We start from the raw sequence: 22,238 nt of genomic DNA on the forward strand, positions 1-22,238 counted from the left end.
CCCTGATCCGGGGCGCGGGTGCGGGCAGTGGTCCACGACCCGGGTGGCGACGGCGCGGATCGAACGCGGCCGACCGACGACGGTAGACCGAGACAACCGACAGCATGGGGGATCTGGTGCGGCGCAACGTCACGGAGGGCCCCGCCCACGAGGTCGATCGGCGCGAACAGGCGCCGCCGGCCACGCAGGCGGCTTCGGTGACGGGGGTCGGCAAGTCCGACCGGGCGGCGGCCGACCCGGCTGTGCAGGCCGCGGAGGCCAAGGCCCGCCGGATGCGCACGCTCAAGGACGCGGCGCGCGAGCTGTTCCTGGTCGCGCTGCTGTTCGGCGTCTACAAGCTCGGGCGCGGCCTGGCGTCGGGCGAGACCACCACCGCGTTCTCCAACGCCAAGCAGTTGCTGACCATGCAGAAGGACCTGCGCCTGCCGGACGAGGCGGCGATCCAGGACTGGTTCATGCAGTCGCACGCGGCGGTGACGTTCTGCAACAAGTACTACGCCTACGTGCACTTCCCGGCGACCGTCGGATTCCTGCTGTGGTTGTGGATCCGCCATCGCGAGCACTACAAGTGGGTCCGCAACATACTGGCGATGATGACCGGCGCCGCGTTGATCATCCACATTCTGGTCCCGCTCGCGCCGCCGCGGAAGATGCCCGGCTTCACCGACACCGGCATGGACGCGGGCGACTCGCCGTACTCCGGCGCGGGCGCCAAGATCGCGAACCAGTTCGCCGCGATGCCGTCGTTGCACGTGGGCTGGGCCGTGGTGGTCGCGCTCGGGGTCGCGGCGGTGTGGAACGCGGCCGGCACCGGCCGCAAGGTGGCGAGTTGGGCGGTCTGGCTGCACCCCGCGATAACGCTGCTGGTGGTCGTGGTGACCGCGAACCACTACTGGATGGACGCGGTGGTGGCGGTGCTGTTGATGATCTTCGCGCTGGCCGTACTGCCCGGGCCGGATCGGGCCACGCAGCGCGGGTTGATCCGGCCGATCCCGGCGCCGCGGATAGCGCGCTAGGGGCGGTTCCCGGACCCCGGCGCCGCGGATGGCGGACCGGGGGCGGTTCCCCGGACAGGTCCCGGCCGCGAGGGCGTGGGCGGGCGCCGCCGGTCGTGGTCGAACCCGCGGGTCGCCGGTTGCGGCCGATCGAGTGGGTCCGAGTTCCCCGCCGTCGCGGTGGGCATGATGCTCAGATGCCCGTCACCTTCCCCTCCGGGGGCATTCGCGCCAAGACGCCGGCCGGCCGGTGGGTGCTGCTGGCCACCGTGCTCGGTTCCGGCATGGCGATGCTCGACTCGACCGTCGTCAACGTCGCGCTGCCCAGCATCGGGAGCTCCTTCGACGCCTCGCTCGCGGCGCTGCAATGGACGATCAACGCGTACACCCTCACGCTGGCCGGACTGATCCTGCTCGGTGGCGCGCTCGGGGACCGGTACGGGCGGCGCCGGGTGTTCGTGATCGGCGTGGCCTGGTTCGCGGCGGCCTCGCTGTTGTGCGGGATCGCGCCGAACGTGGAGATGCTGATCGCCGCCCGTGCGCTCCAGGGCATCGGCGGCGCGCTGCTGACGCCCGGTTCGCTGGCGATCATCCAGGCCACCTTCCACGCCGACGACCGGGCCCGTGCGGTGGGCACCTGGTCGGGCCTGGGCGGCGTGGCGAGCGCGATCGGGCCGTTCCTGGGCGGGTGGCTCGTGGACGCGGTCAGTTGGCGCTGGGTCTTCCTGATCAACCTGCCGCTCGCGGCCGTGACCATCGTGGTGGCGCTGCGTACCGTTCCGGAGACCTTCGACCCGCAACCCCGGGGCCGCTTCGACGTGACCGGCGCGGTGCTGGCCGCGCTGGCGCTCGCGGGGGTGACCTGGGCCCTGGTCCAGGCGGAGACCACTCCGGTGGCGGCGGCCTTCGCGGGCGCGGCCGGGGTCGCGACGGCCGTGGTGTTCGTCGCCGTGGAGAAGCGCACGCGCGAGCCGATGTTGCCGCTGGACATCTTCCGGGTCCGGCTGTTCACGTCGGTCAACATCGTGACGTTGTTCGTGTACGGCGCGCTGGGCGCGTTCCTGCTGCTGCTGGTGCTCGAACTCCAGACGGTGGCGGGGTACTCGGCGCAGCAGGCCGGCTTGTCGCTGCTGCCGGTGACCATGGTCATGCTGCTGCTCTCGGCCCGGTCGGGCGACCTGGCACGGCGGATCGGCCCGCGCCCGCAACTGACGCTGGGCCCGCTGGTGTGCGCGGGCGGCCTGCTGACGCTGCTGCGGATCGGCCCCGACGCGTACTACCCGACCGTCGTACTGCCCGGCGTGCTGATCTTCGGTCTGGGGCTCGCCGTGCTGGTCGCGCCACTGACGGCGACGGTGCTGGCGTCGGTGGACGTCAGTCGGGCGGGCATCGCGAGCGGCGTCAACAACGCGGCGGCCCGCGCGGCGGGCCTGCTCACGGTCGCCGGACTCCCGGCCCTGGTCGGCCTGTCCGGCGACGGATATCGGGACCCGGGCGTGGTGGACACGGGCTTCGACCGCGCCCTGTGGATCTGTGCGGGTCTGCTGGTGCTGGGCTCGGCGGTGGCCTGGTTCACCATCACGCCCGAATCGCTGGCCCCGACCGAGCCGGAGGCCGAGCGGGCCAAGCCGTGCGTGCGCATCGGCTGCGACATGGCCGGGCCGCCGCTGGATCCGGGGCACGAGGAGGTGGGGACGGGGCGGTAGGGACGTGCGGCGCCCGCGCGGTCGCGGTCGGGTGCGGCGGGTGGCGGATGACGCTTGGTGGATGGCGGACGTTGCGCGATCGGGTTCGGGACGAGGGGGCACGGTGCCGCCGACATTGACCGAGAGAGTTGCGGTGTCCCCAACCACGCCCGTGCCGGGGGCGGGACCGACCGGTGGGCGGGCGACATCGTCGTGGTCGAGCATGGTCGGGTGATCGCCGATGGCACGGCGACCCGGGGTTCGGGTCGGCGGGCGGGGCCCGGAGGTTCGGCCGGCCCGGACGGACGAGTCGGTTCGGGGCGCCGGGCGGGTGGGGGTCGGTGGCCCGTAGCGTGGCCGCGGATGTGCGTCGGTTGTGCGGCGGTGAGGAAAGGGCGGCGGGATGGATACCGGGGTCGATGGGCTTGTGGTCAAGGTCGAGGGCGAGGTGGCGACGCTGCGCATCGATCGCCCGCACGCCCGCGGCGCGTTGACCGCCGCGATGTGGGAGGCGCTGCCGGGGACGTTGGCGGCGCTGGAGGCCGACCCCGAGGTGAGCGTGCTGGTGCTGACCGGCACCGACGGGGTGTTCTCGGCGGGGGCCGACATCCGCGAACTGCGCGGGCACTACGCGACGGCCGAGGCGGCGGACGCCTATCACGCGCTGAACTCGGCCGCGGAGCAGGCGTTGGCGGCGTTCGCGAAGCCCACGATCGCGTATGTGCAGGGCCCGTGCGTGGGCGGCGGATGCCAGTTGGCGGCGGCCTGCGACCTGCGCTTCGCGGACACGACGGCGCGCTTCGGGGTGACGCCGGCCAAGCTCGGGATCGTCTACGACGCGGGCTCCACGGCACGGCTGGCCCGACTCGTGGGCGTTTCGACGGCCAAGTACCTGCTGTTCTCGGCCGAACTGATCGACGCGGCCCACGCGCTCCGGGTCGGGCTGGTGGACGACGTCTTCGACCCGACCGAGGCCGACGAGAAGGTCTACGGCTTCGCCCGCACGATCGCGTCCCGCTCCCAACTGACGATCCGGGCCGCCAAGGACCTCCTGGCGACGGACACCACGGACCCGACGCGGCTCGACGCGTGGCGCGACACGTGGGAGCGCGAATCCCGCGGCTCGGCCGACGTTCGGGAGGGCTTGGCCGCCTTCACGGAACGACGCGCTCCGCGCTTCGCTTGGCCCCGGTAGCCATGCTCGTGGCCGCGTGGCCCTGATGGGTCCACTGGGCTCGGGTTCGCTTGGCTGCGCTCGCGAGGCACTTGGCTTTGATGGTGTGCCCACCCGCCCACCCGTTGCGTTTGCGTTCGAGGGCTGCGGTTCTTTGGGCGACCGGTGGGCGCGGTCCGGCCCGGTGAGCATGTCCTGTGGCTCCGGGGTCGGGTGCAGCGTGCTGCGGTTTGGTGTGGGGTTGCCTTGGGTTGTGTACCCGCCCGCTCCACTCGTTGCGTTTGGTGCGGAGGTTGGGGTTTCAGGCGCGGTGGCGTGACCTGCTCCGGCCCCGCGGCCTCCGATGTGGCCGGCGGCGGTTACCGAGGCTTCAAGGGTGGCGTGGGGGCCGGGGTCGGTTCCTCGGCTCCGTGGATCCCCGGTGTGGTTGGGGATTTCGGGGCGGTGTCGGGCCTGGGTCGGCGTGGGCGTTTGAGGGTGGCCGAGGGGGCTGGGTCGGCTTTCCTGGCGGCGGTTGGGCTGCTCGCGGGTGGGTGGGTTGGCCGCGAGAACGAGGTGGGCTTTCCCTGGGTCGCCGAGTTCGGCTGCGGTTTGGCGCGTCAGCGCCCACGATGTGGGTGAGGCCTCGTGATCGACGTGCGGAGCGCGGAGAGCGGCGGAGCCGCAGGTTTGGGCTTTGTGGCCTGGAGCGAAGCGGAGGGACATGAAGCCCCGAGCGAGGGGCCGCCTTTTTTCTTGGAGGAGCTTGCGGGGGAGAGAAAAAAGGTGGTGCCTCGCGAGCCGGCGACGAAGTCGCCCGACAAGGGCGCTGCGGTTTGGCGCGTCAGCGCCCACGATGTGGGTGAGGCCTCGTGATCGACGTGCGGAGCGCGGAGAGCGGCGGAGCCGCAGGTTTGGGCTTTGTGGCCCGGAGCGAAGCGGAGGGACACGAAGCCCCGAGCGAGGGGCCGCCTTTTTTCTTGGAGGAGCTTGCGGGGGAGAGAAAAAAGGTGGTGCCTCGCGAGCCGGCGACGAAGTCGCCCAAATAGGGAGAGGGCCGAGTTGTCTGACAGATCTGCTCATACCGCGTTGTTGCGTCGGGCCGCTCGGGTGTTGCCGCAGCGGTTGCCGGAGTTGACGGATCGGCTCGTGGCGGAGCTACAGGTGCTCGAACCCGCCTATCTGGACGGCGGGGTGCCGCCGGACGAGCTTTGGCAGAGTGCGCACGAGGCGTTGCGGGTCGGGGTGGGCGCGCTCGCCGTGTGGCCGCGCGAGTTGGAGGGCAGCCAATGGGCGTCCGGGCGACTCGCGCGTCGGCGGGCCGAGCAAGGGGTGCCGCTGGACGCGCTGTTGCACGCCTATCGGCTCGGCGGCGTGCTGTTGTGGCAGACCCTGGTCGAGGTCGCCGCGGAGCAGGAGCCGGACGAGGTGCGGCTGTTGGTGCATGTGGCCACGGACGTGTGGAACTTCGTCGATCGGCACGCGAGCGCGATCGCCGACGCGTATCGGCGGGTCGAGACCGAGCTGACGAATCGTCATGACGAGCGTGTGCACGCCCTGTTGGACACCCTCCTGGACGGCCGGGCACCGGCGGCCGATCTCGCCGCCGCTGCCGCCGTGCTCGATCTGCCGGAGCGCGGTCGGTACGCCGTGGTCGCGCTGCGCCATCCGCTGCCCGGAACCGGGGTGCACGACACGCCTCGGCGGGTGGCGCCGAGCGGGATTCGGGTGGTCTGGCGGGCCCGCGCGGAGGGGGAGTTCGCGGTCGTCCTGCTCGGCACGGCGGGGTTGGACGAGATTGCGGAAACGTTCGGCCCGGCGGCCGGGTCCCGCGCCGGCATCAGCCCGATCGTCGACGGGCTCGCCGCGCTGGGCCGGGCCCGGCGGCTCGCCGAGATCGCGTTGCGCACCTGTACCGCCGACGGTGAGTGCGCCCGGTTGGACGAGCGGTTGCCCGCCGCGCTGGTCGCCTCGCAGCCCGACCTGGCGCACGACCTCGCGGCGCGCGTGCTCGGGCCGATCCTCGCGCTGGACCCGGTCGACCGCGATCTGTTGCTCGGCACGCTCGGCGCCTGGCTCGACTCCGGCGGCTCCGCGGTCCGCGCGGGCCGCAGGCTGTTCTGCCACCGCAACACCGTGCTCAATCGGCTGCGCCGGCTGGAACAGCTCACGGGCCGTGAACTCGGCCTGCCGCGCGACCTGGTGGAACTGGCCCTGGCTCTGGACGCGCACCGCCTGAGCACCTGAGCCGCCGACCCGACCCACGCTCCGGCGAAGGTGGGCCGAGCGGCGCACCTACTTTTGCCACCGACCCCGTACCCGCGCACCAAGCCCGTTCTGTGCCGCTGCACAGAAGCGTTGCCGTCGGGTTGGTCGGTTGCCCCGTTGTGCGGCCGGGATCTGGACTCCCATCGTGGCCCGTGCTGAGATCGCGGTCACTCCAACAGCGGGGGAGGGGTGCGATGGAATCGGGAGCGCTCCTCGTCGAGGGGCTCGAGGTCGTCTACGGACGGTCGGTGCGGGCCCTGCGCGGCGTATCGCTCGATGTGCCTGCGAGTGGCGTGGTGGCGGTACTCGGGGCGAACGGGGCCGGCAAGAGCACGTTGCTCCGGGCCGTCTCCGGGACGCTGGCCCTGCATCGGGGCGCGGTCGCCGCGGGCACCATCCGCTACGCCGGCGAACGGCTCGCGGGTCGTGATCCGGCCCTGATCGTGCGTGCCGGCGTGGTGCAAGTACCGGAGGGGCGACGGGTGTTCGCCAATCTCTCGGTGGACGAGAACCTCCAGGCCGGGGCGCTGAGCACCCGCGGCTCGGCGCTGATCCGGAGCAACCGCGAGCGGGTCTTCGACCTGTTCCCGGTGCTGGCCGAGCGGCGCGAGCAACGGGCCGGGCTGTTGTCCGGGGGCGAGCAGCAGATGTTGGCGATCGGGCGGGCGTTGATGGCCTCGCCGCGCCTGTTGCTGCTGGACGAGCCCTCGCTGGGTCTCGCGCCGCGGATGGTGGGTCGGATCGCGGGTGTGATTCGGGAGATCGCCGCGCAGGGCGTGGCGGTACTGCTCGTCGAGCAGAACGTCACGGTGGCCCTCGATCTCGCCGAGAAGGCCTATGTGCTCGACGTCGGCGAGGTCCGGCTGGCCGGCTCGTCCGCCGACCTCGCGCGCACCGACGAGGTGCGCCGGCTGTACCTCGGCGAGGAGGAGACGGCCGCCCCGGACGCCGCTTCCGCGCCCGCCCGCCCGACCCCGCGCAAGCCGCTTCGGAGGTGGGTGGGATGACCGCCGCCACGACCGTGACCGCCGACGGGCACGAATTCGACGTGCCCGAGTTGACCGTACGCGCGGTCACCGTGCGCTTCGCCGGCCTGGTCGCGCTGGACGCGGTCGGCTTCACCGTCACGCCGGGCACGATCCACGCGGTGATCGGCCCGAACGGCGCGGGCAAGTCGACCTGTTTCAACGTGCTTTCGGGGGTGTATCGGGCCGACCGCGGCACCGTGCACCTGGGTGGGCACGAGCTGACCAGGCTGCCGCCGCATCGGATCGCCGCGCTGGGCCTGGCCCGTACCTTCCAGAACATCGTGCTCACCCAGGGCACGGTCGCGGACAACCTGCTGCTCGGCCGGCACGTGTTGACCGACTCCGGGTTCGCGGCCACCGCGCTGCGGCTGCCCAGGGCCGTCCGCGAGCAGCGGCGGCACCGCGAACGTGCCCGCGAGATCGCCGAGTTCATGCACCTCGGCGCGGTCTTCGACATGCCGGTTGGGCTGTTGCCGTACGGCATGCGCAAACGGGTCGAGATGGCCCGCGCGTTGTGCATGGAGCCCAAGGTGCTGCTGCTGGACGAGCCGGTCGCGGGGATGAACGCCGAGGAGCGGGCCGAGACCGCCGACGCGATCGCCTCGATCCGTGAGTCGTTGGGCATCTCGATCGTGCTGGTGGAGCACGACATGGGCCTGGTGATGCGGATTGCCGACGAGGTGACCGTGCTGGACTTCGGCCGCCGGATCGCGAGCGGCGCGCCGGCCGACGTCCAGCGCGACCCGGCGGTGATCCGCGCCTACCTGGGGACCGGCGAGGAGGCCGACGACGAGGTCGCCGGCGGCGTCGCCGCGGATCCCACCGACCGGGAGGTCCCGACATGACCAAGCTCGCCGAGATCATCCTCAACGGCTTCGCCCTCGGGTCCGTGTACGCCCTGATCGCGCTCGGTTTCGTGGTCGTCTTCAAGGCGTCCGGGGTGATCAACTTCGCGCACGCGTCGCTGCTGCTGCTCGGCGGGTTCACCGTCGCCAAGCTGCACGAGGACCTCGGGTTCGCCCTCGCGCTGCTGGTCGCGGTGCTGGTGACGGCCGCGGTGGCCGGACTGGTCGAGGTGCTGTTCATCCGCGGCCTGGGGCGCACCGAGGTGCACACCCTGACCATCCTCACCATCGGCGTGGACATCCTGCTGACCACCGAACTCACCCGCCGGATCGGTTCCGACGTGCTGGGCACGGGTGATCCGTGGAAGGCCGGCGTGCGCGACTGGGGCGGCGTGCATGTCGCCGACGCCCGACTGGCGTGCATCGTGGTGGCGGTGGTGCTGATCGGCGCGTTCTTCGCCGCGTTCCGGTTCACCGCGTGGGGCCTGTCGATGCGCGCGGCCGCCGAGGACCGCGAGGCCGCCGCGCTGATGGGCATCCGGCTGGGCCGGGTGCAGCTCATCGCGTGGTGTGTTGCGGGCGCGCTGGCCGCGGTCGCGGCGGTGTTCCTGGCCGCGTTCCCCTCGGCCGGCCTGGACCGCTCCACCGGTCAGATCGCGCTCGCCGCGTTCCCGGCGGCGATCCTGGGCGGGATGGACTCGGCGGCCGGCGCGCTGGTGGGCAGCCTCGTGGTGGGCCTGACCGCCGCGCTGATGGCCGGCTACCAGAGCGACATGACCTGGCTCGGCGCCAATCTCGGCGACGTCGCCCCGTACGTCGTGATGCTGCTCGTGTTGATCTGGCGGCCGACCGGCCTGCTCGGCTCGAAGGAGCGTGCCCGTGTCTGACCGCCTGTCCCCGACGGTGCCCAGGCCCGCGGAGTCGATGCCGAGCCGGCACGCCTCGACCGCCCCCTCGGGACTGCGCCGGCTGGCCCGCCCCGGCGTCCTGGCGGCGGTGGTGCTGGTCCTGCTGGTGCTGCCGTTCTACGTGACCGCGTTCTGGTTGCAGACCGGCCTGTTCGCGATGGCCGCCGCGATCGGCGCGATCGGCCTGAACCTGCTGTCCGGCACCACCGGCCAACTCTCGCTCGGGCACGCGTTCTTCCTCGCGTGCGGTGCCTACGGCTACGTGTGGTTCGCGGGCGACTCGGGCAAGGTCGGCATCCAACAGCTCAGCGGGGTGGGGCTGCCGCCGCTGGTCGCGCTCGTGCTCGCGGTCCTGCTGACCGGCATCGTGGGCGGCCTGTTCAGCCCGATCTCCGGCCGGCTGCGCGGGATGTACCTCGGCGTGGCCACGCTGGCCCTGGTGTTCATCGGACACCACGTCATGCTCAACGCGAAGTCGGTGACCGGCGGGTTCAACGGACGCTCGGTCACTCCGATGGAGTTCGGCGGCTTCACGCTCACCGACGGCGACCCGGACGGCCTGGAGGTGCTCGGCATCCCGTTCGGACAGCTCGAGCGGCTCTGGTACTTCGCGTTGGTGCTGGTCCTGGTCGCCGCGTGGACCGCGCACAATCTGCTGCGCGGACGTCCGGGCCGGGCGCTGGGCGCGGTGCGCGACAGCGAGATCGCCGCCTCCGTCATGGGAGTTCCGGTGGCCCGCTACCGCTCGGCGGCGTTCGTGGTGTCGTCGATGTACGCGGGTCTGGCCGGCGCGCTGATCGCGATGATCTTCAACCGCGTCGTGCCGGACTACTTCGGGCTCGCGCTGTCCATCGACTATCTCGCGATGATCGTGATCGGCGGTCTCGGCTCGGTCAGCGGCGCCGTGGTGGGCGCGGTGTTCGTGACCATGCTGCCGCAGGTGCTGAGCAAGTACGCCGACACGCTTCCGCTGGTGGTGGCGCCGGGCAGCCCGGACTCCGGGGTGGGCCCCGGGGAGGCCGCGCGCTACCTGTACGGCGCGGCGATCGTGCTCGTCCTGCTGTTCGCGCCCGGCGGCCTGGTGGGCCTGCTGCGCGGCCGGCCCGGCGGCGGTCCCGCGGGCCGCCGCACCGCACGACTCGGACGTACCAAGGGCTCCATCCGTACCGGCTCGAAGGGGTAACACAGTGAGGCTCCGGAATGGCGTGCGCGTGGGGGCGGCGCTCGCGGCGCTCGTGCTGGCCGCGACGGCGTGCAGCACCAAGGGTGACGACGACAAGAAGGACAAGCAGTCCGGTGGTGTCAAGACCGGACCCGGGATCACCGACACCACCATCACGCTCGGCGCGCTGACCGACCTGTCCGGTCCGTACGCGCCGCTGGGCAAGAGCATCGTCAACGCGCAGCAGTTGTACGTGGACGAGATCAACGCGCAGGGCGGGATCTGCGGTCGCAAACTGGCCGTGACGGTGCGCGACCACAGCTACGACGTACAGAAGGCGGTGGCCGCCTACACCGAGATCAAGGGCGGCGTCGCGGGCTTCCCGCAGGTGATCGGCTCGGCCGTGGTCACCGCGTTGCAGGACAGTCTGAAACAGGATCAGATCCTCACCTTTCCGCAGGCGTGGGCCGCCACGCTGCTGAATCGGCGCGAGATCCAGATCGTCGGGACCACGTACGACATCGACATGATCAACGCGATGGACTTCCTGGGCCAGGCCGCCCAGCTCAAGTCCGGGGACAAGGTCGGGCACGTCTACTTCGAGGGCGAGTACGGCGAGAACGCGTTGGCGGGCGCGAAGTTCGCGGCCGGCAAGACCGGTGTGCAGATCGTCGAGCAGAAGATCAAGGCGACCGACACCGATCTCACCGCGCAGATCGCCGCGTTGCGCGGCGCCGGGGTCAAGGCGATTCTGATCAGCGCCGGGCCGACCCAGACCGCGACCCTGGTCGGCTTCGGCGCGGTGGCCGGTCTGCGGGTGCCGGTGCTCACCAGCGCGCCGGGCTTCCACCCCCAGGTGATGGCCAGCGCCGCGGCGGGGGCACTGGAGCAACTCCTGTACGTGGTCAGCGCGGCGCCGGCGATCGGGGCCGACACGCCGGCGGTGAAGAAGCTGGCCGCGGACTACAAGGCCAAGTACCCGGACGGGACGCTCGATCAGGGCGTGATCTCCGGATACAACGCGATGAAGATCTTCGGTGAGGACCTCAAGGCGGCGTGTGCCGACAAGGACCTCTCGCACGCCGGGATCATCGCGGCGCACCGCAAGCAGAAGCAGATGGACACCGGGCTCGGCGTCGCGCAGGACTTCTCCGACCCGGCCAAGCCGGCGAGCTACAAGTCGTACATCCTCAAGCCGAGCAAGGCCGCGCCGGGCAACCTGGTGGTGGCCAAGGACGCGTTCGAGGTGCCGGCCGCGCACGAGTACAAGCTGCCCGCGGCGGGATAGCGGCGCGGCAGGGCGGTGGTGGGGCTCGGGGCCGGCGCCTCGAGCCCCTCTCGCTAGGCCGGGCGGTACGCGGTGCCCGGTCGGAAGGTGAGGGTGATCCGGGCGCCCGGTCGAGCGGTGGCGTCGGCGGTCAGCGCGGCGCCGGTGAGGGTGTGCAGGCGGGCGGTGCCGGTGCCGGCGTGGGCGGCGACGCTCGGGCGGGCCCGGACCGCCGCGAGGGGGCCGTCGGGGCCGGTCATCCGGCTGGGCGGGCCGCCGGCGTGGCGCAGTTCGACCACGCCGGGGCCCAGGATCAGGTATTGCAGGTCGTGCCCGAGCACCCGACAGGCGACCACCGAGGCGGCCGGGGTGGCCTTGTGCGCGAGGTCGCAGCGGGCCCCGTGCAGTGCGGCGGTCTCGGCGATGGTGTCGGCCAGACAGTCGCTGATGCCCCGGTCCGGGCGGTCGGTCAACCGGGCCAGCAGATGTACGCCCAGCCGGCGCAGGAACCAGTCCATGCCGTGCCCGCACCCGCCCACGGGCTCGGTCAGCGCGGCGGCCACGACCACGGCGGCCTCGGGCGAGGTGAGCGCGAACGCGCGCGCCCCGGAATCGTTTCGCGGGTCGTCGACGACCACCTCGGCATGCACGATGATCAGTCTTGGGGACGAAGGCCCGGTCCGGACAGAGGTGCGGCGTCGATTGGCTCGAACGTGTGGCCGGCGGCCCGGTTCGACCGGCTTGTCGGGCGCGTGTTCGTGACCGGCGGCGCGGCCGTACGCTGGCGCCCATGACCGACGTGGAGAGCCGACGCAGGATCAACGAGGCGATCAGCTCGATCCGCAGACTGATGAGCAGCCGCCGACTGGACGCGTTGCACGTGGAGCGCTCCGGCGTGCCGTTGAGCCTGGTCGCGATCGGTGTGCTGCACCGCATCATCGACTTCGGGCCGATCCGGCCGACCGAGTTGGCCGAGCGCGCCGACATCCAACCGGCCGCGCTGAGCCGGCAGATCCGGATCCTGGAGGAGGGCGCCTACACGGTCCGGGTCACCGACCCCGACGACGGCCGGGTCGCGCTCCTGGAGGCCACCGAGCGCGGGCGGGAGGCGTACCGGATGTTCGTCGCCGCCAACGACACGATGCTGGCCCGGCAGTTGGCCGGCTGGACGGCCGAGGAACTCAACGATCTGGCCGATCGCATGCAGCGGTTGGTCGCGGACCTGCGCGGGCCGCTCGACGAGGAGTGAGGACACCTCGCCCACCTCGCCCGAGAAGATGATTGACCCTGTTAATTAACCGGGTTAACGTCCGATCATGGCATGGGACTTCAGCACCGACCCCGACGTCGCGGCCGAGCTCGACTGGATCCGCCGGCTGGTGGTCGAGGAGATCGAACCGCTCGACCTGGTCCGGGCCCGGATGAGCGCGGACAACTGGCGGGCGGTCACCGACCCGCTCAAGCAGGCGGTCAAGGACCGCGGCCTGTGGGCCGCGCACCTGGACCCGGCGCTCGGCGGCGGCGGTTTCGGCCAGGTCCGGCTGGCCCTGATGCACGAGATCCTCGGTCGTACGCCGTCCGCCCCGGCGATCTTCGGCAACCAGGCGCCGGACTCGGGCAACGGCGAACTGCTCGCGGTGGGCGCGACCGACGCGCAGAAGGAGCGCTGGTTGTGGCCGCTCCTGGCGGGCCGGCTGACCAGTTCGTTCTCGCTGACCGAGCCGCACACGGCCGGGTCAGATCCGACCGGGATCCGCACCCGGGCGGTGCGGGACGGGGACGAGTGGGTGCTGGACGGGCACAAGTGGTTCGCCTCCAACGCGCGCCGCGCGGACTTCGTGCTTGTCTTCGCGGTCACCGACCCCGAGGCCGAACCGCACCGCCGGGCGTCGATGTTCGTGGTCGAACGGGACACGCCCGGGATGCGGATCGTGCGCGACGTGCACACCATGCACCACCCCTACGACGGCGCCGAGACCGCACACCTGGGCGGTCACGCGGAGATTCGGTTCGAGGGCTGCCGGGTGCCGCACGCGCACCTGATCGGCGCTCCCGGCGACGCGTTCACGCTGGCCCAGAAGCGGCTCAACGCCGGCCGCATCCACCACACGATGCGCTGGATCGGGCAGTGCCGCCGAGCCTTCGACATGCTCTGCGAGCGGGCCCTGTCCCGCCGTTCGCACGGCCGACTGCTGGCCGAGCACCAGCTCGTGCAGCAGATGGTGACCGAGTCCACGATCGGGATCGAGGCGTTGCGGCTGATGACCCTCAAGGCCGCGTGGACGTGGGACCACCAGGGCCCCAAGGCGGCCCGGCAGGCGGTCTCCGAGGTCAAGTACTGGGGTGCGAAGGTGCTGCACGACGTGCTGGACCGGGCGATCCAGGTGCACGGCGCGCTGGGCTACTCGACCGACCTGCCGTTGGAGGAGATGTACCGCGTCGCGCGCAACTTCCGGTTGTCCGACGGCGCGGACGAGGTGCACGTCGCGCAGGTCGCCAAGCTCGCGCTGCGCGGCCACACCGCGGTGGAGGGCTGGCCGAGCGAGCACGTCCCGACCCGCCGCGCCGCCGCGGAGGAGCGCTACGCGACCTGGCTGGACCTGCCGTGACGGCGGTGGGTCCCGGGGCGCCCGGGACGCCGGACGTGCGGGCGCTGACCGCGTGGTCGGTGGCGTGCGGTGTGCTCGCGCCCGGGGTCGAGGTGCGGATCGAGCCGCTGGCGGGCGGGTCGTCCAATCCGACCTACCGGGTCCGGGGCGGCGACGCGGACCTGGTGCTGCGTACGCCGCCCGTGCGGGGCGGGTTGCCCACCGCGCACGACATGGACCGCGAGTACCGGTTCCAGAGCGCGCTGGCGGGCAGCGCGGTGCCGGTCGCGCCGATGGTGGCGTCGTGTGCGGACCCGTCGGTGATCGGGGTGCCGTTCTACCTGATGGGCCGGCTGGACGGGGTCGTGCACGCGCGGGCCGAGACCGTGCGTGATGTGCCCCCGGACGTCGCCGCGGCGGCGGGCCGGGCGCTGGCCCGGACCCTGGCCGCGCTGCACGCGGTGGATCCCCTCGCGGTGGGACTGGCCTCGTACGCGCGGCCCGAGCCGTACCCGGTACGCCAGTTGCGGCGCTGGCGGCGGCAGTGGGCGGCCTCCGGCGCGGATCCGGTGCCGGTGGTGGACCGGGTAATGAGCGTGCTGTCCGAGCGGTTGCCCGACGCGGGCGCGGAGCGGATCGTGCACGGCGACTACAACCTGGCGAACGTGATGTACGAACGGGACCGCCCGGATCGGGTGCTGGCGGTGCTCGACTGGGAAATGGCCGCGCTCGGGCCGCCGGCGGCGGATCTCGGTCAACTGCTCGCCTACTGGGGTCCGGCCGGCCGGTTGTTGTTCGCCGAACGCGGGGGGCATCTGCCGGACGCCAATCCCGGGTTGCCCTCGGCCGGCGAACTGGTCGCCGAGTACGCCGAGACCGCCCGGCGATTCGCCGGAAACGAGCTGAACATCCGTCATATCCCGTTCTGGGAAGCCTTCGCGGTGATCAAGCTGGCGATCGTCTGCGCGGGTGCGCTGCGTCGCGGGGCGAATCCGTCGGGTGTGCGTCGGGCGCGGATCGTGTCCCTGGTAACCGGTTTGGCAGACATTGCCCAGGACACGCTGAAGGAGTGAGGTTCCGCCTGGAACGAACCCCGAAAATCGGGACAAATACCTCGATGGTTGTGCGGGGAAAGGTAAAATTATCAAGAACTTCACCCCGGATACGCATGAGTAGCCGGTTGAGGGGCCAAGATTGCAGGTGTTCGCCAGGGAGCGTGGCGAACACCTTGAGACGAGGCGGGCCCGGCCGGGGCGGGCCCGCGTCGTCCCTTCCCGGCAGTGCCGGGGCGTGTACACACCGCCTCGAGCCGCCCACCCCACCACCGACCGACGGCCCGGTCGACACCTGTGCCGGGACGGCCGGTTCCGGCGCCGGTCAGTACGCGGTGGCCCGCACCCGATCGAGGTCGTCCAGGATCCGGCCGAGGTCCGCGGGCGTGGACACGTAGGCCAACACGGCCCGTTGGAACGCGCTGCGCATCGTGGTCGGCATCAGGTCGGACGCGTCGAAGCGGATCGAGGGCGCGCCGGCCAGCGCGGTGCCCAGTCGCCTGGTCACGTCGTCGCGGTAGGCGTTCGGCGACACGTTGGCGTCCGGGGACAGCGCGGTGCCGGACTGGACCCAGAGCTCCTGCGCTTGCGTACCGGTGAGGTAGTCGAGCAGTTGCCGCGCGGCCGGGGTCGCGTGGAACATCGCCGCGACGTCGCCCGCCACCTCGCGCGGGGAGGGGGTGTCGAAGCCGGGGAAGGCGAACACGTCGTACTCTCGCCCGGCCCCGGGCGGCGTCCGGGCCGCGTAGCCGCCGGACACGAACGAGGCCTGGTGGTCGAACACACAACCACCGCGCGCGTCGAGCAGCTCGGCCGACTTGTCGAAGCCGGTCAACAGGGCGTTGATCGGTCCGCCCAGGACGCTGCCCGGAGTGTTCAGCAACTCGCCCCAGCTCTGCCAGGCGGCCCGGATCTCCGGTGCCTGCCAGGAGAGTTGGCCGCGCGCCCAGGCGTCGTAGATGTCCGGGCCCGAGCGGGCCAGCACGAGATCCTCGATCCAGTCGGTGCCGGCCCAACCCGAGGTGGTGCTGGAGGCCAGCCCCATGCACCACGGGGTCGTCCCGGCGGCGCGCAACTTCGCGGTGGTGGCCTGGAGTTGCGCCCACGAGGTGGGCACCGGCTCGCCCGCGCGGGAGAGTTTGGTGGGATTGAACCAGATCGTGCTCTTGAGCGCGGCCTTGAGCACCACCGCCAACTGCCGACCGTTGACCCGACCCGGGGCCAACCACTCGGGCGCGTAGCCCGGCCGGATCCCGTCCAGCGGCGTCAGCTTGTTCATCTTGTCGTAGTGCAGGAGATCGCCCGGCGAACTGAGCACCGCGATCTCCGGCGGATCGCCCTCGTCGACCCGACCGGCCAGCACCGCCGCGACATCGCGGGTGCCCTTGAAGCGCACGTCGATGCCGGTTTTCCGCTCGAACGGCGCCACCACGTCCTCGAACGCCTGTTGTTCCGTGCCCTCCCAGGTGCCCAGCACGTGCACCACCCGGGGCGGATCGTCGGCCGCGCACGCCACCGGCGCCAGCGCCCCGGCGAGCAGCAGCAGGGCACCGAACACCGACCTGGGCCAGCCGGTTCGGGTCACCGCAGCCTCCCGTACTCGAAACGACGGACCAGCAGGCCCGCGAGGGTCAGGACGAGCGCGGCCGCGCACAGCACCGGGCCGCCCAGGGCGAGCCCGCCGTCGTCGGCGGCCTCCGCCAACGCCTCGTCGGCCGCCGCACGGCCGATGATCAGCGCGTCGGTCAACGCCGTGTCGGCGTCGTCGGCCGCGCCGGACACCCGGTCCGATGCCCGGCCCGTCAGCAGCGCGGTTCCGGGCCCGCCGTCCCGGGTGCCACCGGGCGGTGCCTGCGCCCGGGCCCGTTCCGCGGCGTCGCGCAGCGCGGTGAGCGCGGTCAACGTCCGAGCGCCCGCCGCGCGCAGCGCCTGCGAGTGGTCCTCGGCCAGGGCGGTGGCGATCAGACCGCCGAACCTGGGATCCGCGCCGGCTTTGACGCCGTCGATCTCGGCCGCCGACGGCAGCGGGTCGGCCAGATCCCGAAACGTCAGGCCCGCCTTCACGTCGGTCGCGCGCGGAACGCTGCCGGAGGCGATGTCCAGCGCCGCGGTGCCGACCACCTCGTGCACGGCGGTACGCGCCTGCCACAGCGCGGACTGCTCGGTGACCCGGCGTCCGGCACCCTCGGCGAGCCGGTCGTGCGTGGTCTGCGCGTGCAGCACGGTCCAGGCGATCAGCGCGGCCAACGCCGCCGCGCCGAGCAGCAGCGGCGGGCTGGTCCGGCGCCGGAAGCGGCGACGCACATAGGCGTGCGCGACCAGGACGAGCAGCAGCGCCACGAACGCGGTCGCGCCGAACGGGACCGCCACGTACGCGCCCACCCACCAGGTCGAGCGGGCCGCGCGGATGTCCGCCAGGTCCGCTTGGCGCTGCTCGTACAGACTGGTCACGATCGAGCGCCGCAGGTCGGATGCGTAGAACACGTTGGCCAGGGACAGCGGCCCGTCGCCGCCGGTCTGGGCCAGGCCGACCATGATCGTGTACTCGACCATGAGCGCGTTGACGCCGGTCAGCCGCGCCCGCGCGCTCGTATCGCTCCGGTGCAAATCCGTGGCCAGGGTGAGGAATTGGTTCGCCCGCTTGACCGCGTCCTGGTAGTCCTGCCCCGGCCCGGTCAACGAGAACGCGCCCGACACCAGGCTGGTCGCGGTCGCCCGATCGGCCTCGGTCAGCGCGGACGCGGCCTGGTCCAGGGCCAGTACGCCCGGGATGCGCCGGTCCTTGAGGTCCGCGGCGGTCGCCTCGGAGCGGTTCGCGATCAGCACGGACAGCGTGAACACGGGGACCAAGGCGAGGACCACGAGCAGCGCCAGCGCCACGAGGCGGCCCGGCGTGGACGAGGGCAGACGTGTTTTCGGGCGGTGCTTTCGGTGTGGCGCGGTCGGTGCCGGCGCGGTGCTGGACATGGAACGGGCGCCCCCTCGTTCCGCTCGGCGATCCGGACAGGCTAGACGTGTGATCGGCCGGTTACCACACGGTGTTCTCCCTTGTGGGGATAGGCGTGGTCGTGCTACGTACGGTCCGGTTTCGGCTGGTGTGCTGCGGTTGCGTGTTGGGTCGCTTTGGGTTGTGTACCCACCCGCTCCACCCGTTGCCTCCGGCGCGGAGGTTGGGGTTTCACAGGCGGCGGGGGAGCCTGCTCCGGCCCCGCGTCCTCCGGCGTGGCCGCCCGCCGTTGGCGACGGCGGCTGCGGACACGGGTTGGGCTTCCCTGGGCGGCCGTTGGCTCCGGTGACGCGTCGGGCCTTCCCCGGGCCGCCGGACCCGGCTGCGGCTTGGCGCGTCAGCGCCCACGACGCGGGCGAGACCTCGTGATCGACGCGCGAAGCGCGGAGAGCGGCGGAGCCGCACGTTCTGACTTCGTGCCCCGGAGCGAAGCGCAGGGACACGAAGTCACGAGCGAGGCGCCGCTTTTTCGCGGAGGAGCGAAGCGGGGGAGCGAAAAAGTGGTGCCTCGCGAGCCGGCGACGAAGTCGCCCTACAAGAAAGTATCCCGCCCCCCGTTGACGATCAGCGTCTGCCCCGTGACGTAGCGCGAGCCCGGGCCGCACAGGAAGACCGCGGGGGCGCCGATGTCGGTTTCCGGATCGCCGACTCGGCGCATCGGGACCTTGTCCGCTATCCGTGACTCCATGGTCGGGTCCGCCTCGAACGCGGACGCGAGCGCGGGCGTCACGGCCAGCGGCGCGAGGCCGTTGACCCGGACGCCGCTCGGACCCCATTCGCGGGCCAGCGCCTTGACGAAGCCGCGCTGCGCGCCCTTGACGCCCGCGTAGAAGGACAGGTTGGCGCTGCCGCGCATGCCGGCGGGCGAGGTGAGCAACAACAGCGCGCCGCGCGTCTCGCACAGCCGCGGGTAGGCCGCGTGGGCCACCGTGAAGGAACCGGTGAGCGAGACGTCGGCGTGCTCGCGCCACAGTTCGGGACGCGCCCGCTCGAAGTCCACCGGCTCGCTGGAGCGGCGCGAGGTCGCGTTGTGCACCACCGCGTGCAGTCCGCCGAACCGGGCCGCGCTCGCCTCGATCGCGGCACGCACCGATTCCGCCGACGTCACGTCGCACTCGGTCGCCCACCCGCTGCCGCCGCGCGCGGTGATCTCCTCGACCACCTCGGCCGCGGAAGCCAGTCGGCGCGCGGTTACCACGACGGTGGAACCGGACGCCGCCAGGGCCAGCGCGATCCCCTTGCCCAGGCCGGCTGCCGCACCCGTCACCAACGCCACGTGTTCGGTCACGGCGTCATCAGCGCTCCTCCGTCGACGATCAGGGTGGTCCCGGTCAGCCGCGCCGCCGCCGGGGCGAGCAGCAGCGACACCGCGTCCGCGACGTCCCGCGCGGTGCTCGGGCCGGGCAGTACCGCCTCGCCCCGGTCCACGTCGGTGCCGCGCAAGTGCTCCGCGCCGTAGGCAAACACGTCCGGGGTGACGATGTTGACGGTGATCCCGTCGACCGCCCAGCGCCGGGCCGCCGACTTGGCCAGCGCGCGCAGCGTCTCGGCGGCGGTGGCCGCGGGCACCAGGTCGGCGGCGCCCTCCAGGGCGATGGCGGGCACGACCAGGACGAACCGGCCCCGGCGCGGGGCAAGCAGTTCGTGGGCCACCTGAAGCACCGTCAGGCCGTGCCGGACCGGGTCCTCCGCGAGCCGGTGCCACTCGGCCTCGGTAAGCGTGGCCAGCGGCCGGGGCAACAAGGCGTCGGCCGGCAGCAGCGTGTACACGAGCACGTCCACCGCGTCGTGTCCGGCCGCGCGCAGGCCCGCCGCGACGGCGGTCCGGAACTCGTCCGGGTCTGCCGGCGCAGCGCGTACGGTGGCCGGCTCCGCCCCGCCGCGCGCCGCCGCGATCCGGGCGGCGGCCGGGCCGGGATCGCCCGGATCGCACAGGATCGGTTCGCAACCGTCCGCGGCGAGCCGGTGCGCGACCGCCTCGCCGAGATCGGCCGCTCCCACGACGAGGGCAACACGTTCCGCCACGAGACCTCCGAAGGTGGTGATCGACAGCGCGATGGAACCACGGAGTCGTCGAATTGACCATGCGTCAGATCCGACTCGCGGGTCGGCCGCCGGGGTCGGTCACCCGCAGCGCGCCCGCACCCGATCCCGGGCGCGGCGCCGGTCGAGGGGGCGGTTCTCCGGCGTGGTGGACACCATCGAGGCGTGCGCCGGCCACGCCATGTGCCCATGAGAATCCTCGACTTCGACATCCACCCGGGTGCCTGCGGGGCTGCCCGCGCCGACCGGGGCCGGTGCGCGACAGCGCGCGATCGAGGCCGGGCGGCGTGCACCAGCGCGCGCCGGGCGCGTGGGTGCACCTCGGCCGAGTGGTTGTCGGCCGGACCCCGTAGCGTCCAGGTGAAGACGCCACGGAGGGTGCACAAGTGTCGAAGACCGCCATCATCGCGCTGCTGGCCGAAATGAACGATGCCGACGGAATGATCTTCGCACGGATCCGGGACGAGATGCCGGCGGCGCTTCGCGACACCGAGGCGCTGCCGCCCTCGGTGGTGCACGCTGCGCTGCGGGCGGGTGACGACGCCGCGCTGTTCGCGATCGCCGGCAACCTGGGCCTGCCGCGCGGCGCGCTGCCCGAGTTGTACACCGGCCCGGCGCTGCCGACCCTGCGCGCGCTGCGCTCGCTCGCGCCCGGGAATCCGCGCGCCTACACCGAGGCCACCCGCGGGATCCGCGAATCGATGGCGCGGCACCTGGGCGGTTCGGCACCCGCGTGGGGCCGACTGCTCGCGTCGCTGCCCACCTTCGCGGGGCCGCTGAGCGCGGCGATCGAGGCGGCGGGCGCGGGCGAGGACGCACCCGGCCTGCGCGTACCGGTCGAACTGCGGGTGGAATTCCGCCACCTGCTGCTGCTCGCGCCGCCGGCATGCCTGGCCGAACTCCTGCCCGCGCTGCCTCAGTACCTCGTGCGCGACCTGCTTCGGTTCGGCGCCCGGGTGCCGGACGCCGTGCTCGCCGACGTGATCGCCCGGGCCACCCCCGCGCAGTGCCTGGCGCTGGCCCGCGCCCGGCGGACCCGGCCCGAGGTGGCCGGCGCGCTGCTCACCCTGGCGGACCCCGCGACGAACGCGGCGCTCTACCTCAACCCGCGTACCGGGCAGGCGATCCGGGCCCGGATCATGGCGTCCTCGACGCCGCTGCACCCGACTCTGGTGGAGCGGGTGTGCAACGACTGGGCGAGCACGATCCGTCTGCCCGCGCTGTGGTCGGGCGATCCGCTCCTGGTGCGCGCCGCGCTGCTCAACCGCGATGCGATGGCGATCACCCTGCCCGAGTGCCTGACCATCTGGCAGGACAAGGGCATCGAGGGGCTGCGCCGGCACCTGGGGAACCAGCCGCCGCGTGCGGACGGCACCCGGCCGCGGGTGTTCCGGAAGCCGCGCTATCGCTCGTTGCTGCTGATCGCCCTGCTGCGGCTGTACGAGTGCGCCGGAGTTCGCGCCGCGCTGGACCTGGTGGACGAACTGGAACTGGAGACCCGGTTGGCCGACCGTTGTCGGGATCTGCTGGCCTCACCCGGCGCGGACACCGAATTGCGCGCGTGGATAGCCAGGTCGATCGGCGACCCACCGCTGGTCCGTCGCCTGCGCCGGCACGTGCCCGCCTTCGAGTGGCCGATGCTGGAGACGAGCACCCCCGATTGGGCGCGGATCCTGCGCGCGCACCGCCGCAGCGCGTTCCCGCACCGGTCGTTGGCGCTGTTGGCCGAACAGGACGGCTGTCCGGACGAGTTGCGCCACGACGTCGAATTCGGCCCGCCCTCGGCGGACACGAGCCGGTGCGGGCCCTGGCCGGCCCCCGTCCAGTGGTGGGACCAGAGGTCACAGCGGCGCGGCGACGCCGAGTTCCGGATCGCGAGCGACCTGGCCGCCGGCCGATTGCCGATCGCCGCGGTCCTGAGCGATCAGCGGGCCACCGTGGGCGCGGAACTGCTCGGACTGCGCGAGACGATCCTTCCCGACACTCGAACGGCCTGCGAACTCCGGGACGGATTCCGCGAACTGATCGACAGTCAGGTGGAACCGGCGGATCGTGCGGCCTTCGCGGTGGTCGCCCTGCGCCTGCTCCCGCACTTCGAGGGAAGCCTGGCCGAACTGGTCGCCACCGCGGCCGGTGCCGCCCGCGGCTGACCCGCACGTCCGTCCCCGTACCGCTCGTGCCCCGGCGGACCAATACCGTTCGTCGCCCCGGGCAGGCCACCACCGTCGGCTCCGCCG

The 22,238-nt window shown here is 72.5% G+C and carries 18 protein-coding genes; 13 read left to right on the forward strand and 5 right to left on the reverse strand.

Features of this window, described 5'->3' with window-relative positions; all coding sequences use genetic code 11:
• The first annotated feature begins 104 nt into the window (after positions 1–104).
• The 9 genes from OG948_RS23790 (at position 105) to OG948_RS23830 (ending at position 11,332) form a co-directional block, all read left to right on the forward strand.
• On the forward strand, positions 105–1,016 hold the full coding sequence (locus OG948_RS23790; RefSeq protein ID WP_406298416.1) for a phosphatase PAP2 family protein: 912 nt from the start codon (positions 105–107) through the stop codon (positions 1,014–1,016).
• A 176-nt stretch (positions 1,017–1,192) separates the two neighbouring features.
• On the forward strand, positions 1,193–2,701 hold the full coding sequence (locus OG948_RS23795) for an MFS transporter (RefSeq protein ID WP_406298417.1): 1,509 nt from the start codon (positions 1,193–1,195) through the stop codon (positions 2,699–2,701).
• Between the two features lie 382 nt (positions 2,702–3,083).
• Positions 3,084–3,875, forward strand: coding sequence for an enoyl-CoA hydratase/isomerase family protein (locus OG948_RS23800; RefSeq protein ID WP_406298418.1), 792 nt, complete (start codon positions 3,084–3,086; stop codon positions 3,873–3,875).
• Between the two features lie 1,020 nt (positions 3,876–4,895).
• On the forward strand, positions 4,896–6,080 hold the full coding sequence (locus OG948_RS23805) for a PucR family transcriptional regulator (protein ID WP_406298419.1): 1,185 nt from the start codon (positions 4,896–4,898) through the stop codon (positions 6,078–6,080).
• Positions 6,081–6,295: 215 nt separating this feature from the next.
• Complete coding sequence (locus tag OG948_RS23810) at positions 6,296–7,108, forward strand: ABC transporter ATP-binding protein (protein ID WP_406298420.1); 813 nt, start codon at positions 6,296–6,298, stop codon at positions 7,106–7,108.
• Entirely contained in the window at positions 7,105–7,974 is an 870-nt protein-coding gene (locus OG948_RS23815; RefSeq protein WP_406298421.1) for an ABC transporter ATP-binding protein, read from the forward strand. The genes OG948_RS23810 and OG948_RS23815 overlap by 4 nt, the downstream gene beginning before the upstream one ends.
• Positions 7,971–8,861: a branched-chain amino acid ABC transporter permease gene (locus tag OG948_RS23820; protein ID WP_395866156.1), complete on the forward strand. Its 891-nt coding sequence runs from the start codon at positions 7,971–7,973 to the stop codon at positions 8,859–8,861. The genes OG948_RS23815 and OG948_RS23820 overlap by 4 nt, the downstream gene beginning before the upstream one ends.
• A 37-nt stretch (positions 8,862–8,898) precedes the next feature.
• The gene (locus OG948_RS23825; protein ID WP_406300328.1) at positions 8,899–10,065 is read left to right on the forward strand and encodes a branched-chain amino acid ABC transporter permease; all 1,167 of its coding nucleotides are present in this window, start codon (positions 8,899–8,901) and stop codon (positions 10,063–10,065) included.
• A gap of 4 nt (positions 10,066–10,069) precedes the next feature.
• Positions 10,070–11,332 carry an ABC transporter substrate-binding protein gene (locus OG948_RS23830; protein ID WP_406298422.1) on the forward strand — a complete coding sequence of 421 codons (1,263 nt, stop codon included), beginning with the start codon at positions 10,070–10,072 and terminating at the stop codon, positions 11,330–11,332.
• A 53-nt stretch (positions 11,333–11,385) separates the two neighbouring features.
• Here OG948_RS23830 and OG948_RS23835 read toward each other — a convergent pair whose 3' ends face one another.
• Entirely contained in the window at positions 11,386–11,961 is a 576-nt protein-coding gene (locus tag OG948_RS23835; RefSeq protein WP_406298423.1) for a hypothetical protein, read from the reverse strand.
• A gap of 140 nt (positions 11,962–12,101) precedes the next feature.
• On the opposite strand from OG948_RS23835, the gene OG948_RS23840 reads away from it, so the two are divergent.
• From OG948_RS23840 to OG948_RS23850, 3 genes are all read left to right on the forward strand, one after another.
• A complete protein-coding gene (locus OG948_RS23840; protein ID WP_395866150.1) occupies positions 12,102–12,560 on the forward strand; it encodes a MarR family winged helix-turn-helix transcriptional regulator in 459 nt (152 codons plus the stop codon).
• 67 nt (positions 12,561–12,627) lie between these two features.
• Complete coding sequence (locus OG948_RS23845; RefSeq protein WP_406298424.1) at positions 12,628–13,920, forward strand: acyl-CoA dehydrogenase family protein; 1,293 nt, start codon at positions 12,628–12,630, stop codon at positions 13,918–13,920.
• Positions 13,917–14,972 carry a phosphotransferase family protein gene (locus OG948_RS23850; RefSeq protein ID WP_406298425.1) on the forward strand — a complete coding sequence of 352 codons (1,056 nt, stop codon included), beginning with the start codon at positions 13,917–13,919 and terminating at the stop codon, positions 14,970–14,972. Before OG948_RS23845 ends, OG948_RS23850 begins: the two co-directional genes overlap by 4 nt.
• A 304-nt stretch (positions 14,973–15,276) precedes the next feature.
• Here the strand turns inward: OG948_RS23850 and OG948_RS23855 are convergent, their stop codons facing one another.
• The 4 genes from OG948_RS23855 to OG948_RS23870 form a co-directional block, all read right to left on the reverse strand.
• Positions 15,277–16,536, reverse strand: a complete 1,260-nt coding sequence (locus OG948_RS23855) for an ABC transporter substrate-binding protein (protein ID WP_406298426.1) — start codon at positions 16,534–16,536, stop codon at positions 15,277–15,279.
• Positions 16,533–17,918 carry a hypothetical protein gene (locus OG948_RS23860; RefSeq protein ID WP_406298427.1) on the reverse strand — a complete coding sequence of 462 codons (1,386 nt, stop codon included), beginning with the start codon at positions 17,916–17,918 and terminating at the stop codon, positions 16,533–16,535. The genes OG948_RS23855 and OG948_RS23860 overlap by 4 nt, the downstream gene beginning before the upstream one ends.
• 572 nt (positions 17,919–18,490) lie before the next feature.
• Positions 18,491–19,246: an SDR family NAD(P)-dependent oxidoreductase gene (locus tag OG948_RS23865; RefSeq protein ID WP_406298428.1), complete on the reverse strand. Its 756-nt coding sequence runs from the start codon at positions 19,244–19,246 to the stop codon at positions 18,491–18,493.
• Entirely contained in the window at positions 19,243–19,983 is a 741-nt protein-coding gene (locus OG948_RS23870; protein ID WP_406298429.1) for an SDR family oxidoreductase, read from the reverse strand. Before OG948_RS23870 ends, OG948_RS23865 begins: the two co-directional genes overlap by 4 nt.
• Before the next feature lie 404 nt (positions 19,984–20,387).
• Here OG948_RS23870 and OG948_RS23875 point away from each other — a divergent pair, with 404 nt between their 5' ends.
• A complete protein-coding gene (locus tag OG948_RS23875; protein ID WP_406298430.1) occupies positions 20,388–22,151 on the forward strand; it encodes a hypothetical protein in 1,764 nt (587 codons plus the stop codon).
• The last annotated feature ends 87 nt before the right edge of the window (positions 22,152–22,238 follow it).

The sequence above is a fragment of the Embleya sp. NBC_00888 genome, assembly GCF_045207655.1.
Classification (GTDB): domain Bacteria; phylum Actinomycetota; class Actinomycetes; order Streptomycetales; family Streptomycetaceae; genus Embleya.

Excerpts from the sequence above, each read along its gene's own strand:
- OG948_RS23840 (WP_395866150.1), top strand. The coding sequence starts at position 12,102 with ATGACCGACGTGGAGAGCCGACGCAGGATCAACGAGGCGATCAGCTCG.
- OG948_RS23820 (WP_395866156.1), top strand. The coding sequence starts at position 7,971 with ATGACCAAGCTCGCCGAGATCATCCTCAACGGCTTCGCCCTCGGGTCC.
- OG948_RS23860 (WP_406298427.1), bottom strand. The coding sequence starts at position 17,918 with ATGTCCAGCACCGCGCCGGCACCGACCGCGCCACACCGAAAGCACCGC.
- OG948_RS23800 (WP_406298418.1), top strand. The coding sequence starts at position 3,084 with ATGGATACCGGGGTCGATGGGCTTGTGGTCAAGGTCGAGGGCGAGGTG.
- OG948_RS23790 (WP_406298416.1), top strand. The coding sequence starts at position 105 with ATGGGGGATCTGGTGCGGCGCAACGTCACGGAGGGCCCCGCCCACGAG.
- OG948_RS23815 (WP_406298421.1), top strand. The coding sequence starts at position 7,105 with ATGACCGCCGCCACGACCGTGACCGCCGACGGGCACGAATTCGACGTG.
- OG948_RS23825 (WP_406300328.1), top strand. The coding sequence starts at position 8,899 with ATGCCGAGCCGGCACGCCTCGACCGCCCCCTCGGGACTGCGCCGGCTG.
- OG948_RS23845 (WP_406298424.1), top strand. The coding sequence starts at position 12,628 with ATGGCATGGGACTTCAGCACCGACCCCGACGTCGCGGCCGAGCTCGAC.
- OG948_RS23795 (WP_406298417.1), top strand. The coding sequence starts at position 1,193 with ATGCCCGTCACCTTCCCCTCCGGGGGCATTCGCGCCAAGACGCCGGCC.
- OG948_RS23810 (WP_406298420.1), top strand. The coding sequence starts at position 6,296 with ATGGAATCGGGAGCGCTCCTCGTCGAGGGGCTCGAGGTCGTCTACGGA.